Annotated in this window: 9 protein-coding genes; 4 read left to right on the forward strand and 5 right to left on the reverse strand. The window is 61.1% G+C overall.

Annotated elements, in window-relative coordinates; translation table 11 throughout:
• Positions 1–132: 132 nt before the first annotated feature.
• The 4 genes from ligA to AACW30_RS13190 form a co-directional block, all read right to left on the reverse strand.
• Complete coding sequence (gene ligA, locus AACW30_RS13175; protein WP_200622779.1) at positions 133–2499, reverse strand: NAD-dependent DNA ligase LigA; 2367 nt, start codon at positions 2497–2499, stop codon at positions 133–135.
• Positions 2500–2586: 87 nt separating this feature from the next.
• Positions 2587–3450 (reverse strand): cell division protein ZipA, encoded by an 864-nt coding sequence (zipA, locus tag AACW30_RS13180; RefSeq protein ID WP_034119293.1) that lies wholly within the window; start codon positions 3448–3450, stop codon positions 2587–2589.
• Positions 3451–3735: 285 nt separating this feature from the next.
• Positions 3736–7224 carry a chromosome segregation protein SMC gene (smc, locus tag AACW30_RS13185; RefSeq protein ID WP_200622781.1) on the reverse strand — a complete coding sequence of 1163 codons (3489 nt, stop codon included), beginning with the start codon at positions 7222–7224 and terminating at the stop codon, positions 3736–3738.
• Between the two features lie 2 nt (positions 7225–7226).
• On the reverse strand, positions 7227–7886 hold the full coding sequence (locus AACW30_RS13190) for a GntR family transcriptional regulator (RefSeq protein ID WP_106576322.1): 660 nt from the start codon (positions 7884–7886) through the stop codon (positions 7227–7229).
• Positions 7887–8166: 280 nt separating this feature from the next.
• Here AACW30_RS13190 and xdhA point away from each other — a divergent pair, with 280 nt between their 5' ends.
• The 4 genes from xdhA to guaD all read left to right on the forward strand — a co-directional run bounded on the left by xdhA (position 8167) and on the right by guaD (position 14280).
• Complete coding sequence (xdhA, locus tag AACW30_RS13195; RefSeq protein WP_106576321.1) at positions 8167–9615, forward strand: xanthine dehydrogenase small subunit; 1449 nt, start codon at positions 8167–8169, stop codon at positions 9613–9615.
• Positions 9608–12007, forward strand: a complete 2400-nt coding sequence (gene xdhB, locus AACW30_RS13200) for a xanthine dehydrogenase molybdopterin binding subunit (protein WP_200622783.1) — start codon at positions 9608–9610, stop codon at positions 12005–12007. The genes xdhA and xdhB overlap by 8 nt, the downstream gene beginning before the upstream one ends.
• A gap of 118 nt (positions 12008–12125) precedes the next feature.
• Positions 12126–12968: a xanthine dehydrogenase accessory protein XdhC gene (gene xdhC, locus AACW30_RS13205; protein ID WP_200622785.1), complete on the forward strand. Its 843-nt coding sequence runs from the start codon at positions 12126–12128 to the stop codon at positions 12966–12968.
• 7 nt (positions 12969–12975) lie between these two features.
• The gene (guaD, locus tag AACW30_RS13210) at positions 12976–14280 is read left to right on the forward strand and encodes a guanine deaminase (protein WP_200622786.1); all 1305 of its coding nucleotides are present in this window, start codon (positions 12976–12978) and stop codon (positions 14278–14280) included.
• A gap of 126 nt (positions 14281–14406) precedes the next feature.
• Here guaD and AACW30_RS13215 read toward each other — a convergent pair whose 3' ends face one another.
• A complete protein-coding gene (locus AACW30_RS13215; RefSeq protein ID WP_017134778.1) occupies positions 14407–15171 on the reverse strand; it encodes a GntR family transcriptional regulator in 765 nt (254 codons plus the stop codon).
• Between the last annotated feature and the right edge of the window lie 35 nt (positions 15172–15206).

A 15206-nucleotide genomic window follows, 5' to 3' on the forward strand; every position in this document is an offset into this window, starting at 1 on the left:
ATCTCTCCCTGGGTGACCAAGACTAGATCATTTCCCGTGAGAGATCGTTCCACAGGCGAGGCGGCGGCTGCGCAGCCCGACGCGGGGCAAGCCCGCTCGCCACAACAAGAAGCTCACTCCCCACACGCGCCATCAGACCGTGATGTTGTGCTTGGCCAGGAATGCCACGAACGCTTCTTCGTCCAACACCTTCAAGCCCAGCTCGCTGGCCTTGGCCAATTTCGAGCCGGCGCCCGGCCCGGCCACCACGCAGTGGGTTTTCGCCGAGACCGAACCGGCCACCTTGGCGCCCAGACTTTCGAGTTTGTCCTTGGCCACATCGCGGCTCATCAGCTCCAGAGAGCCGGTGAGTACCCAGGTGTGCCCTGCTTCGGGCAAGCCTTCGACGACCTTCTTCTCGCTCTGCCAGTGCATGCCGAAGTCCTTGAGCTGCTGCTCAATGGCCAGGGCATGGTTGGCATTGTCCTGGTTATCAAAAAACTCGCGCACGGCCTTGGCCTGCTTTTCAGGCAGTGCCTGACGCATGTCCAGCCAGTCAGCCTTGATCACGCCTTCCAGAGAGCCGAATTTATCCGCCAGTTTCTGCGCAGCGCCCGGCCCAACGCTGGGCACGTGCAGTTTGTCGAGCAAGCCGCCCAAGGTGGTGCTGGCGGCGAATTCGGCACTCAGGTCGCCCTGATCCTGCAATTGCAGGCCGCATTGCTCCGGCGACAGCAGCGCGCCAATCACCTCCTGGTTATGGCTGTCTTCAAAGAAGCTGTGAATCTCGTGCGCCACTTCCAGGCCCACGTCCGGCAAGTACGTCAGCACTTCCGGCAAGGCCTTCTGCACACGCTCCAGAGACGCCAGGGAGCGCGCCAGCACCTTGGCAGTCTCCTCGCCCACATCCGGGATGCCCAAGGCGTAGATAAAGCGCGCCAGGGTCGGGGTCTTGCTGTTTTCGATGGCCGTGATCAGCTTCTTGCTGGAAATATCGGCAAAGCCTTCCAGGTCGATGATCTGCTCGTACTTGAGTGTGTAGAGGTCGGCCGGCGAACCGATGAGTTTTTCGTCCACCAGCTGCTCGATGGTCTTGTCGCCCAGGCCGTCGATGTCCATGGCACGGCGCGAGACGAAATGGATAATCGCCTGCTTGAGCTGCGCGCCACAGGCCAGACGCCCGACGCAGCGGTACACCGCGCCTTCGCTGACGGTTTCCTTGCCCTTGCTGCGCTTGATCAGTTGCGTGCGCTCCACGTGGGAACCACACACCGGGCAGCTTTCGGGGACCTGCACCGCGCGGGCGTTTTCCGGGCGGCGTTCGGTGACCACCGAGACGACTTGCGGGATCACGTCACCGGCGCGGCGGATGATCACCGTATCGCCGATCATCAGGCCCAGGCGCGCGACTTCATCCATGTTGTGCAAGGTGGCGTTGGACACGGTCACACCCGCGACCTTGACCGGTTTGAGGCGTGCAACGGGGGTGACGGCGCCGGTACGACCGACTTGAAATTCGACGTCGAGCAGTTCAGTCAGCTCTTCCATGGCCGGGAATTTATGCGCGATGGCCCAGCGCGGTTCACGCGCGCGAAAACCCAGTTCACGTTGGGCCGCAATGCTGTTGACCTTGAACACCACGCCGTCGATCTCATAAGCCAGGCTGTTACGCCGCTCGCCGATATCGCGGTAGTAGTCCAGACATTCCTGGATACCCGTGGCCAGCTTCAGTTCGTGGCTGATCGGCATGCCCCACTTCTGCAACTGCTTCAAGTTGCCGATATGGGTGTCACTGATGTCTGCGGTGACCTGGCCAATGCCGTAGCAGCAGAACTCCAGCGGGCGGCTGGCGGTAATCTTCGAGTCCAGCTGGCGCAGGCTGCCAGCCGCCGCGTTGCGCGGGTTGGCGAAGGTCTTGCCGCCGACTTCCAGCTGCGAGGCATTCAGGCGCTCGAAACCGGCCTTGGACATGAACACCTCGCCGCGCACTTCCAGGGTCGCCGGCCAGCCGCTGCCGTGCAGCTTCAGCGGGATATTGCGCACAGTGCGCACGTTGACGCTGATGTCTTCGCCCGTCGTGCCATCGCCACGCGTGGCGCCGCGCACCAGTTCGCCCTCCTGATACAGCAGGCTGACCGCCAGGCCATCCAGTTTGGGCTCACAGCTGTATTCCACCGCCGCGCCACCGCCAAACAGATCGCCCACCGGCAGGTCGAGGCCTTCGGTGACCCGGCGATCAAACTCGAGCATGGTGGTTTCGTCAAAAGCGTTACCGAGGCTGAGCATCGGTATTTCGTGCTTGACCTGAGTGAACGCCGACAACGCCGCACTGCCGACCCGCTGCGTCGGTGAATCACGCGTTACCAAATCCGGATGCTCGGCTTCCAGGGCTTTGAGCTCGTGGAACAGCCGGTCGTACTCGGCGTCCGGAATGCTCGGCTCGTCGAGCACGTGGTAACGGTAGTTGTGCTGATCCAGTTCAGCGCGCAATTGGAGGATGCGGGTATGGGCGGCGGTCATGGGTGTTCTCTCAGAAAGCAAAAGAGCAGCCGAAGCTGCTCAATATGTTAGTGCGCTTATTCTACTGACAACGCTGAAGACCAATCCTCAGCGTTTCTGTGTCAGGGCGCGACGCTCGAACTCGACGATGCGCTGACGGTAGTGTTCGATGGTCTGGGCGGTCAGGACGCTGCGTTGGTCGTCCTTGAGCTCGCCGTTGAGTTCCTGAGACAGCTTGCGGGCCGCGGCCACCATCACGTCGAACGCTTGTTTGGGGTGACGCGGGCCTGGCAGGCCGAGGAAGAAGCTCACCGCCGGGGTGCTGAACAGGTCGATATCGTCCAGATCGAAAGTGCCCGGCTTGACCGCGTTGGCCATGGAGAACAGCACTTCGCCGTTACCGGCCATGCTTTCGTGACGGTGGAAAATATCCATCTCGCCAAAACGCAAGCCGCTTTCCAGGATGTTCTGCAACAGCGCCGGGCCTTTGAAACCGGCGGCGTCGCGGCAGATCACGCTGATCACCAAGACCTCTTCCGCGGCCGGCTGGTCATTGACTGACTGGCGTGGCGCGCTTTTGGTTGGGGTCTCGTCGGGGAAATCATCATCACGGCTGCTGAAGCTCGGGCCATCATCGACGTCAAGGTTCAGGTCGCCCTGATGCGGCTCGGCAACTGCGGCGCTGCCGCGTTTGCCGCGCTTGGAAGACGGTTCACGGGCTTCACGCACCGGCGCGCTCATCGACGGCAAGTCGTGTTCGTCCAGTTGCGGCTCTTTATGGGTATCCAGCACGCGAGGCGGCCCCAGCAGTTCGGCGCTGCCATCATCGTCAGGCAAGTTGGACAGGTTGCGGTCCAGACGGAACTTAAGCTTGCCCTTGCCACCGCGCATGCGGCGCCAGCCATCAAAAAGAATACCGGCAATGACAATAATGCCGATGACGATCAGCCACTCGCGCAGACCGATTTCCATGTAATCCCGTGCCTCTAATAAAAAATGCTGAAAAATAAGGGGTTTAGCAACATCCAAACCGCTTTAAAACGTGGCGCCAACTCTATGTTCTGACTGACGTTTTGCCCACGCATACGAGGAATTGACAATAAACTAGCACGACCTTCGATAACTTTACACAGTTGGCGCGAAATGTGTCGATTTGCCATGTTTCGGCCACCTGGAAGAACTCTTGCGCCAGCCGTCAACTGTGAGCCTCAAGCTGCAAGCTTTAAGCCTCAAGCACTTGTAACTAGCAACTCGCCGTTAGGCGTCCACCAGCGCCATCGCCTCTTCCACATCCACCGCCACCAAACGCGAACAGCCGGGTTCGTGCATCGTTACACCCATCAATTGATCGGCCATTTCCATGGCGATCTTATTGTGGGTGATATAGATGAACTGCACGGTCTGGGACATCTCTTTAACCAACCGAGCGTAGCGTCCAACGTTAGCGTCATCCAGCGGGGCGTCAACTTCGTCGAGCATGCAAAACGGCGCCGGGTTCAACTTGAAGATCGCAAATACCAGTGCCAATGCGGTCAGTGCCTTTTCGCCACCGGACAACAAATGGATGGTGCTGTTCTTCTTGCCCGGAGGCCGCGCCATGATCGTTACCCCTGTATCGAGTAGATCTTCGCCCGTCAGTTCCAAGTAGGCGCTGCCTCCACCGAAAACTTTCGGGAATAACGCCTGTAAACCGCCATTAATCTGATCAAAGGTATCTTTGAAGCGATTACGGGTTTCCTTGTCGATCTTGCGGATCACGTTTTCCAGGGTGTCCAGGGCTTCCACCAGATCGGCGTCCTGGGCATCCAGATAACGTTTGCGCTCGGACTGCTGCTGGTACTCGTCGATGGCCGCAAGGTTGATCGCGCCGAGTCGCTGAATACGCGCGGCAATCCGTTCAAGTTCTTCTTCGGCTTCTTTCTCATTGGCCTGGGCGGTCAACGTATTAAGCACGCCGTGCAGGTCGTAGCCGTCTTCCAGCAACTGGTCCTGCAGGGTCTTGCGGCGAACCGTCAGGGCCTGCCATTCCATGCGCTGCTGTTCGAGCTGGCCGCGAATCAACTGGGATTGCTGTTCGGCCTGGGTCCGGCGTTTTTCCGCATCGCGCAGTTCGCGGTCGGCGTCTTCCAGGGCGATTTGCGCAGTCTTGAGTTCCTCGTCGACGGTCATGCGCTTGTCGAGCAATTCTTCGAGCTTAAGGCGCAACTCTTCCAGCGGCGCTTCGCCCTCCTCCAGGTTGAGGCTCAGTTGCTCGCGCTTTTCGGTGAGGCGTTCGGATTGCATTTCCAGGCGCTCAAGGGCCTGACGCGTGGACGCGTGCTGAGCCTGCAATGAACCGAGGCGCACCGCCAATTGGTGAGCGTGATCTTTGTGCTGGCGCGCTTCCTGGCGCACGCGGTCAAGGCGTTCGCGCAGGCTGTCGCGCTGGGCCAGCAGCAGTTCGCGCTGCTCGGTGTCCAGCGCCATGCTATCGAGGGCTTCCTGCAGTTGCAGGCGCGCCTCACCGATCTGTTCGTGCTCGAGGGCGCGTTGCTCGCCCATCTCCGCCACTTCTTCGTCAAGACGGGTGCGGCGCAGGGTCAATTGCTCGACCTTGGCCTTGCTCGCCGACAGCTGGGCCTTGAGTTCACCTTGCTGGCGCGCTTCGTCCTGCAACAGGCGGCGCAGGTGTTCGCGGCCGGTCTCTTGCTGGCGCTGGGTGGCGCGCAGGGTTTGCAGTTCGGTTTCCAGGCGTTCGAGGGTGGCTTCGCGTTCTTCGCGCTCGGCGCTCAGGTTGACGATTTCCTGTCCACGGGCCAATACGCCGCTTTCCGCTTCGCTGGCACGGCGCACACGCAGGAAGTGCCGGCCGACCCAGTAGCCGTCGCGGCTGATCAGGCTTTCGCCCGCGCCCAGTTGGCTGCGCTGCGCCAGGGCTTGCTCCAGGGAATCCACCGGTTTGACCTGCCCCAGCCAGGGCGACAGGTCAATCGCCGCCTCGACCTTGTCCAGCAGACTGCCCGGCACGCGCGTGCCATCGGCCGCCGGGCTGAGCAAACGCAGGTCGCCCTGAGTAAAGCCGGCCAGGTCAAAGCCACCAAAATCGTCGACCAGCACAGCCTGCAGGTCGGCGCCTAAAACGGTCTCTACCGCCAGCTCCCAACCCGCTTCAACTTTTAACCCTTCAGCCAGGCGCGGCCGCTCGGCCAGATGCTGGTCGCGCAGCCACTCGGCGGTGCCGGTGCCGGGGTCCAGCGCGGCTTGCTGCAAGGCCTCCAGCGACGCCAATCGGCCGTTCAGCCGCTGCAAATCGCCCTGGGCCTGCTGCTGCGATTGGGTCGCCTGTTGCAGTTGCTGACGCAATTGCTCCAGGCGCTCCACTTGTTGTTCTTCGCTGGCTTCCAGCTCTTCCAGCGTCATCTCGCTTTCGGCCAGTTGCTCGCTCAACGCCATGATCGCCGCGTCTTCCGGGTCGGCGGCGAGCAACACGCGCTCTTCCTGCAGACGCCGTTGACGCTCGGCCAAACGCTCCATGCTGGTTTCCAACTGCTGGATGCGCGACTGCTGCACCTCAGCCTGGCGGCGCGGCTCGGCGGATTGCAGGTTGAAAGCGTCCCACTGCTCCTGCCAGCCGTGCATGGTGGTTTCGGCTTCTTCCAGGGCGGCGGCGGCTTCTTCGGCGGCGGCGCTGGTGATTTCCTGCTCGGGGGTGAGCATGTCCAGCTCTTCGCCGAGGGTCAGCAGCAAGGTGCGGTCATGGCCCAGGTGCGATTCGGTCTCCAGGCGGGCGCGCTCGGCTTCCTTCAGATCATCTTGCAACTGGCGCAGACGCTGCTGGCCATGCTGAATGCTCTGCTCGACACGGGCAATGTCGCCGCCCACCGAATAGAAGCGCCCCTGCACCAGATTGAAGCGCTCGGACAGGTCATGGTGACCGTCACGCAGGCGCTCGATGCTGGCGTCGGCATTGCGCTGTTCGGCCACCAGCGCTTCAAAGCTGATTTCCTGGGTGCCGATGATCGCTTCGCGCTGGCCGACCTGATCGTTCAGCGCCTGCCAGCGCAGGGCCGAGAGTTGAGCCTTGAGCTGGCGTTCTTCGCCCTTGTATTCCTGATACTTCTCGGCAGCCTGGGCCTGGCGGTGCAGGCGCTCCAACTGGCGCTCCAGCTCTTCGCGCAGGTCGGTCAGGCGGGCGAGGTTCTCGTGGGTGCGGCGGATACGGTTTTCGGTCTCGCGGCGGCGCTCCTTGTACTTGGAGATGCCGGCCGCTTCTTCAATGAAATTACGCAGGTCTTCGGGCTTGGCTTCGATCAGCTTGGAGATCATGCCCTGCTCGATGATCGAGTAGCTGCGCGGGCCTAAGCCCGTGCCGAGGAAGATGTCGGTGATGTCCCGGCGCCGGCACTTGGTGCCGTTGAGGAAATAGCTGTTCTGGCTGTCGCGCGTCACTTTGCGGCGAATGGAAATTTCCGCGTACGCCGCGTATTCGCCGATCAGGGTGCCGTCGGAGTTGTCGAACACCAGCTCGATGCTGGCCTGGCTCACCGGTTTACGGCTGGTGGAGCCATTGAAGATGACGTCGGTCATCGACTCGCCGCGCAGGTTTTTTGCCGAACTCTCGCCCATCACCCAGCGAACGGCGTCGATGATGTTCGACTTGCCGCACCCATTGGGCCCCACCACCGCCGCCATGTTACTGGGGAAGTTCACCGTGGTCGGGTCGACGAAGGATTTGAACCCCGCCAGTTTGATGCACTTGAGCCGCACGTTTAGGCGTCCGCCAACGCAGCGATGACCAATGAACAACTGCGCTGGCCGTAGGCGGACAGCACCAGGCGAATCTGCGCCAGGTCACGCGCCAGCACGGCAGCGAGCAGTTGCTCGAACAGCGCCAGGTACTCGCTCATAGACGCTTTGCGTTGATCCAGCGCCAGGTAATAGGCGCGGTTCATCGCCGGCTGCAGGTTCTCGACGGTTTCCTGCAAATACGGGTTGTTGGCAAAAGGGTACGCGGCGCGCATCACGTTGAAGCTTTCTTCGACGAAGGCGCGGATGTCCTGACGCTCAAAACTATTCACCAGACGCTGCTGGATCTGCAGGAACGGCGCCATGTCGGCCTGCACCTTCCAGCCCTCGGCCACCGCATTGCCGAGCAGAATGTACAACTCGCCCATCAGCGTGCACAGGCTCTGCACCTTGTGCGCGGTGAGCTCGGTGACGTGGGCGCCACGGCGCGGCAGGATCGCGATCAGGTGACGGCGCTCGAGGATCAATAAGGCTTCACGCACGGAACCACGGCTGACATTGAGCGCCAGCGTGACTTTCTGTTCCTGGATCCGCTCCCCAGGCTTGAGATCGCCGCGAATGATACGTTCGGCGAGGTGGTGAGCAATTTGCTCGGCGAGACTGTCCGGCGCCTTGAACGTCATGTTTTCCCTTCAGAATCTTCTATCAGTACAAGCGCGGCAGTGTAGCGCATTGGCCCGCTGATGGCGCTACGCCCACAGTGGCGAATTTGGCATGAAATAAGCAGCGATGAAAAGCCAGAAGCCGCCAAAAACAACGGTTCCAGAAGACTGGACCATAATTGAAAGTGTTGTGACCGCAATTTCTTGACCTTCTGGTCAGAAAATCGTTGACCGAAAAGTCAGACATGACTAGATTCGGCGCAAAGCGGTTAACAACAATAATGAGTCTGCGAGGCCTTCCGTGATCCAGTTTTTACTCAACCAGGAACTCCGTAGTGAGCACGCCCTGGACCCCAACTTGACCGTGCTCAACTATCTGCGTGAGCACCTGGGCAAATCCGGTACCAAGGAAGGCTGCGCCAGCGGCGATTGCGGGGCGTGCACCGTGGTGGTCGGCGAATTGCACCACGATGAACAAGGCGCCGAGCAGATTCGTTATCGCAGCCTCAACTCGTGCCTGACCTTTGTGTCGTCGCTGCACGGTAAACAGCTGATCAGCGTTGAAGACCTCAAGCACCAAGGCCAATTGCACAGCGTGCAAAAAGCCATGGTCGAGTGCCACGGCTCGCAATGTGGCTTTTGCACACCGGGCTTTGTGATGTCGTTGTTTGCCCTGCAAAAGAACAGCGACGCGCCCGACAGCCAAAAAGCCCACGAAGCGCTGGCCGGCAATTTGTGCCGTTGCACCGGCTACCGCCCGATCCTGGCCGCCGCCGAACAGGCCTGCTGCAACAAACCCGTAGACCAGTTCGACAGCCGCCAGGCCGAGACCATCGCCCGCCTCAAAGCCATCGCGCCAACGCAGACCGGCGAACTCAACAGTGGCGACAAACGCTGCCTGGTGCCGCTGACCGTCGCCGACCTCGCCGACCTCTACGACGCGTACCCGCAAGCCCGGCTACTGGCCGGCGGCACTGACCTGGCGCTGGAAGTCACGCAGTTTCATCGCACACTGCCGGTGATGATCTACGTCGGCAATATCGACGAAATGAAGCGCATCGAACGCTTCGATGACCGCCTGGAAATCGGCGCCGCCACCGCCCTCTCCGACTGCTACACCGCGCTGCACCATGAATACCCGGACTTCGGCGACTTGCTGCACCGCTTCGCCTCCCTGCAAATCCGCAACCAGGGCACCTTGGGCGGCAACATCGGCAACGCCTCGCCGATTGGCGATTCACCGCCGCTGCTGATCGCCCTGGGTGCACAGATCGTGCTGTGCAAAGGCAACGTGCGCCGCACCCTGGCGCTGGAAGACTACTTCATCGACTACCGCGTCACCGCGCGTCAGGACAGCGAGTTCATCGAGAAAATCATCGTGCCCAAGGGCCACACACTGTTCCGTGCCTACAAGGTGTCCAAGCGCCTGGACGATGATATTTCTGCGGTGTGCGCCGCCTTCAACCTGAAGATCGAGAACGGCGTGATCAACGAGGCGCGCGTCGCCTTCGGGGGCATGGCCGCCACGCCCAAACGCGCGAAAAGCTGCGAAGCCGTGCTGGTTGGCGCCACCTGGAACGCCGCCACGGTGGAGAAAGCCTGCGCCGCCCTGGCCGCGGATTTCACCCCGCTGTCGGACTTTCGCGCCAGCAAGGAATACCGCCTGCTCAGCGCGCAAAACCTGCTGCGCAAATACTTCATCGAACTGCAAACGCCGCACATCGAGACTCGGGTGACCGCTTATGTCTAACCATCACGCCGTCGTTAAAACCCAGGCCGAACTCGCCGAGCTGTTCGCCCAGGACCTGACCTGCGGGGTCGGCCGCAGCGTCAAGCACGACAGCGCCGCCAAGCATGTGTCCGGCGAGGCGCAGTACATCGATGACCGCCTGGAATTCCCCAACCAACTGCACCTGTATGCGCGCATGTCCGACCGCGCCCACGCCCGCATCCTCAGCATCGACACCGCGCCTTGCTACGCCTTTGACGGCGTGCGCATCGCGATCACCCACGAAGACGTGCCGGGCCTGAAAGACATCGGCCCACTGATGCCCGGCGACCCGCTGCTGGCCATCGACACCGTGCAGTTTGTCGGCCAGGTGGTGTTGGCCGTCGCCGCCCGCGACCTGGAAACCGCACGCAAAGCGGCCATGGCGGCGGTGATCGAATACGAAGACCTGGAGCCGGTGCTGGACGTGGTCGAGGCCTTTCGCAACAAGCATTTCGTGCTCGACAGCCACACTCACCAGCGCGGCGACTCGGCGGGCGCGCTGGCCACGGCGAAACACCGTATCCAGGGCACGCTGCACATCGGCGGCCAGGAGCACTTCTACCTGGAAACCCAGATCTCGTCGGTGATGCCCACCGAAGACGGCGGCATGATTGTCTACTGCTCCACGCAAAACCCCACCGAAGTGCAGAAGCTGGTGGCTGAAGTGCTGGACGTGTCGATGAACAAAATCGTCGTCGACATGCGCCGCATGGGCGGTGGTTTCGGCGGCAAGGAAACCCAGGCCGCCAGCCCCGCGTGCCTGTGCGCGGTGGTTGCGCGCCTCACCGGCCAGCCGACCAAAATGCGCCTGCCACGCGTCGAAGACATGCTGATGACCGGCAAGCGCCACCCCTTCTATATCGAATACGACGTAGGCTTTGACGACACGGGTCGCCTGCACGGGATCAATCTGGAACTGGCGGGTAACTGTGGCTGCTCGCCGGACTTGTCGAACTCGATTGTCGACCGCGCGATGTTCCACGCCGACAATTCGTATTACCTGGGCGACGCCACCGTTAATGGCCATCGTTGCAAGACCAACACAGCCTCCAACACCGCGTATCGCGGCTTCGGTGGGCCACAAGGCATGGTCGCCATCGAGGAAGTGATGGACGCCATCGCTCGGCACCTGGGTCTGGACCCATTGGCGGTGCGCAAGGTCAATTACTACGGCAAGACCGAGCGCAACGTCACGCACTACTACCAGACCGTCGAGCACAACATGCTCGAAGAGATGACCGCCGAGCTTGAAGCCAGCAGCCAATACGCCGAGCGCCGCGAAGCCATCCGCCTGTACAACGCCCACAGCCCAATCCTGAAAAAAGGCCTGGCGCTGACGCCGGTGAAGTTCGGTATTTCATTTACCGCCAGCTTCCTGAACCAGGCCGGTGCGCTGATCCACATCTACACCGACGGCAGCATCCATTTGAACCACGGCGGCACCGAGATGGGCCAGGGCTTGAACACCAAGGTCGCGCAAGTGGTGGCCGAAGTGTTCCAGGTCGACATCGACCGTGTGCAGATCACCGCCACCAACACCGATAAAGTGCCCAACACCTCGCCCACCGCCGCGTCCAGCGGTGCCGACCTGAACGGCAAGGCTGCGCAGAACGCCGCCGAAACCATCAAGCAGCGCCTGGTGGAATTTGCTTCACGCAAATACGACGTGAGTGAAGCCGATGTGGAATTTCACAATGGTCACGTACGGGTACGCGACCAGATCCTGACCTTTGAGAGCCTGATCCAGCAGGCGTATTTCGCCCAGGTCTCGCTGTCGAGCACCGGTTTCTACAAGACCCCGAAAATCTTCTACGACCGCAGCCAGGCAAGGGGCCGGCCGTTCTATTACTTCGCGTTCGGCGCGGCCTGCTGCGAAGTGATCGTCGACACCCTCACTGGCGAATACAAAATGTTGCGCACCGACATCCTGCACGACGTGGGCGCCTCGCTGAACCCGGCCATCGACATCGGCCAGGTGGAAGGCGGCTTTATCCAGGGCATGGGCTGGCTGACGATGGAAGAGCTGGTGTGGAACAACAAAGGCAAGCTGATGACCAACGGCCCGGCCAGTTACAAGATCCCGGCCGTGGCTGACATGCCCCTGGACTTACGCGTGAAGCTGGTGGAAAACCGCAAGAACCCGGAGGACACGGTGTTCCATTCCAAGGCCGTGGGCGAGCCGCCGTTCATGCTCGGGATTGCCTCGTGGTGCGCGATCAAGGATGCCGTGGCAAGTGTGGGTGAGTATCGCCATCAGCCCAGGATTGATGCACCGGCCACACCCGAGCGGGTGTTGTGGGGGTGCGAGCAGATGCGCCAGTTGCAGGCGGCAAAGGCTGTTGAAGCTGAAACCGAGATGGCTTCGCTCTAGGAACGAGGTGCTGCCATCGCAGGCAAGCCAGCTCCCACATTTGATGGTGTTCACACATCAAAATGTGCGAGAGGGCTTGCCCCCGATAGCGGCCTGACAGACGCCACAAGAGGTGACTATGAACAACTGGATCAGCGCCCTCGCCGACCTGCAGAACCAGGGTGAACCCTGCGTGCTGGTGACCATCATCGAAGAGCTCGGCTCCACGCCGCGCAATGCCGGCTCGAAGATGGTGATCAGCGCCGCGCAGACCTTCGACACCATTGGTGGCGGGCACCTGGAATACAAGGCGATGCAGATCGCCCGCGACATGCTCGTGCGCGGCCAGCAAAACACCCATCTGGAGCGCTTCAGCCTTGGTGCAAGCCTGGGCCAGTGCTGCGGCGGTGTGACGGTGCTGCTGTTCGAACCCATGGGCCAGGTGCAGGCGCACATTGCAGTGTTTGGCGCCGGCCATGTCGGCCGCGCCTTGGTGCCGCTGTTGGCGAACCTGCCATGCCGGGTGCGCTGGATCGATTCCCGCGACCAGGAGTTTCCGGAACACATTCCCCAGGGCGTGCGTAAAATCGTCAGCGAGGAGCCAGTCGACGAAATTGCCGACCTGCCAGTGGGCAGTTACTGCATCGTCATGACACACAATCACGCGCTGGACCTGGAACTGACCGCCGCGCTGCTCAAACGCAACGACTTTGCCTACTTCGGCCTGATCGGCTCGAAAACCAAACGGGTCAAGTTCGAACACCGCCTGCGTGATCGCGGCTTCGACACCGCGCAACTGCAACGCATGCGCTGCCCGATGGGCCTCACCGAGGTGAAGGGCAAACTGCCGGTGGAGATCGCCATCTCCATCGCCGGCGAAATCATCGCCACCTATAACGCCAATTTCGGCCAGCACACCGCGAGCGCCGAACCCATTGCCAAACTGCTGCCGGCCTCGCGCCGCAGCCAAGCTATCAATTGAGATGAACATGCCTTTGACTCGCAAAGCCTACCGTGCCGCCATCCTGCACAGCATCGCCGACCCTGCTGAAGTGGGGATCGAAGCTTCCTATGAGTATTTCGAAGACGGCCTGCTGGTGATCGATAACGGCCAGATCAGCGCCCTGGGCCACGCCAGTGATTTGCTCCCGACACTGCCCGCCGATATCGACATTACTCATTATCAGGATGCGCTGATCACGCCAGGCCTGATCGACACCCATATCCACCTGCCGCAAACCGGCATGGTCGGCGCCTATGGCGAGCAGTTACTGGATTGGCTCAACACCTACACCTTCCCGTGCGAAAGCCAGTTCGCCGACAAGGCGCACGCCGAAGAAGTCGCGGATATCTTCATCAAGGAACTGCTGCGCAACGGCACGACCACGGCGCTGGTGTTCGGCAGCGTGCACCCGCAATCAGTCAATTCATTCTTTGAAGCGGCCGAAAAACTCGACCTGCGCATGATCGCCGGCAAGGTGATGATGGACCGCAACGCGCCGGACTATCTGACCGACACCGCCGAATCCGGCTACCAGGAAAGCAAGGCGCTGATCGAACGCTGGCACGGCAAGGGCCGTTTGCACTATGCGGTCACGCCACGTTTTGCCCCGACCAGCACCCCGGAGCAACTGACGCTGGCCGGGCAACTGCTGGGCGAATACCCAGACCTGTACATGCAGACGCACATCAGTGAAAACCTGCAGGAAGTGGCATGGGTGAAAGAGCTGTTCCCGGAGCGCAAGGGCTACCTGGACGTGTATGACCATTACAAATTGCTGGGTGAGCGCTCGGTGTTTGCCCACGGCGTGCACCTGTGTGATAACGAGTGCGCACGGTTGGCGGAGACGGGTTCGGCGGTGGCGTTCTGCCCGACGTCGAACTTCTTCCTCGGCAGTGGGTTGTTCAACTTGCCGATGGCCGAGAAGCACAAGTTGAATGTCGGCCTGGGCACCGACGTGGGCGGCGGCACCAGCTTCTCGCTGCTGCAAACCCTGAACGAAGCCTACAAAGTCATGCAACTGCAGGGCGCGCGGTTGAGCCCGTTCAAGTCGCTGTACCTGGCCACTTTGGGCGGCGCGCGGGCGCTGCGTCTGGAAGACAAGATCGGCACGTTGCAGCCGGGTACCGATCCGGACTTTTTGGTGCTGGATTACAACGCCACGCCGCTGCTCAGCTATCGCTTGAAGCAGGCCAATAACATTGCCGAAACGCTGTTTGTGTTGATGACGCTGGGGGATGACCGGACGATTCTGCAGACCTACGCAGCCGGCAATCTCGTGCACCAACGCTGATCTAACAAACGCCACAAAACAAATGTGGGAGCGGGCTTGCTCGCGAATGCGGTGTGTCAGTCAACAGATACTTAGACTGAACCACCGCCTTCGCGAGCAAGCCCGCTCCCACATTTTTGATCGGGTTTACAGTTTTACGGACGAGCGACCCGGCTTTTTCGTCTGCAACAAATGCGAGAACACCGCATGCAAATCATCCGACGCGCTTTCCTCATCGAGGTTGAGCTTGCTGTCGATGTGATCCATGTGGTGCATCATCAGATTCACCGCCAACGTTGCATCGCGTGCTTCGATCGCATCGATCAGCTGCGTGTGCTCATCGTAGGAACAGTGCGAGCGGTTGCCGCTTTCGTACTGGGCGATGATCAACGAGGTCTGCGACACCAGGCTGCGCTGGAAGCTGATCAGCGGCGCGTTCTTCGCCGCCTCCGCCAGCTTGAGGTGGAATTCGCCGGAGAGGCGGATACCGGCACCGCGGTCGCCGCGGGAGAAACTGTCACGCTCGTCGTTGACCATCTGGCGCAACTCGGCCAGCTGTTCGGCCGTGGCGTGCTGCACTGCCAATTCCGTGATCGCCCGTTCGACCAGACGCCGGGCCAGGAACACCTGGCGCGCTTCTTCTACACTCGGGCTCGCCACCACCGCACCACGATTGGGCCGCAGCAGTACCACACCTTCATGGGCCAAACGCGAGAGCGCGCGGCGAATGATGGTGCGGCTGACGCCGAAGATTTCGCCCAGTGCCTCTTCACTCAACTTGGTTCCGGGCGCCAGGCGTTGTTCAAGGATGGCCTCGAAGATATGCGCGTAGACAATATCGTCCTGGGTTCCGCTGCGACCGGCCTTGCCGGCTCGCGGTTGTTTCTTGAGAGGTTGCAACTGTTCGTTCATGGGCACTCGGGTTTGGAGAACGGCGGCGAATTAAC

Origin of the sequence: Pseudomonas sp. MF6747 (assembly GCF_963890955.1) — a bacterium.
GTDB lineage: Bacteria > Pseudomonadota > Gammaproteobacteria > Pseudomonadales > Pseudomonadaceae > Aquipseudomonas.